This window comes from Ruminococcus callidus ATCC 27760 (assembly GCF_000468015.1).
Taxonomy (GTDB): Bacteria; Bacillota; Clostridia; order Oscillospirales; family Ruminococcaceae; genus Ruminococcus_C; species Ruminococcus_C callidus.
Window position 1 is genome coordinate 52471 of sequence record NZ_KI260345.1, and the last position, 223, is coordinate 52693.

Consider the following 223-nt stretch of genomic DNA (forward strand, 5'->3'; position numbering starts at 1 on the left):
CCTCAGTATCTGTACCAACCTGCAGGTCGTTTCGGACATCGTAAAAATTGCGGTTGCGAATGCTGTTCCAGAAAGCAGTACGGTATTCGTCAGATGCAATCCCTGTCTTGGTATCGCCGTGAATGGATGCGTTCGGCTTGTTCTGAATCGGCGTAGAAGTGGGCTTGTTCATCTCCGCTTCAATCTGAGCCTGTCGTTCCAGCCGCTGGATTTCCTTGCCGTA

At 51.1% G+C, this 223-nt stretch carries 1 pseudogene; it reads right to left on the reverse strand.

Features of this window, described 5'->3' with window-relative positions:
* Nucleotides 1-223, reverse strand: a pseudogene (locus tag RUMCAL_RS15850) (phage major capsid protein); the annotation flags it as partial.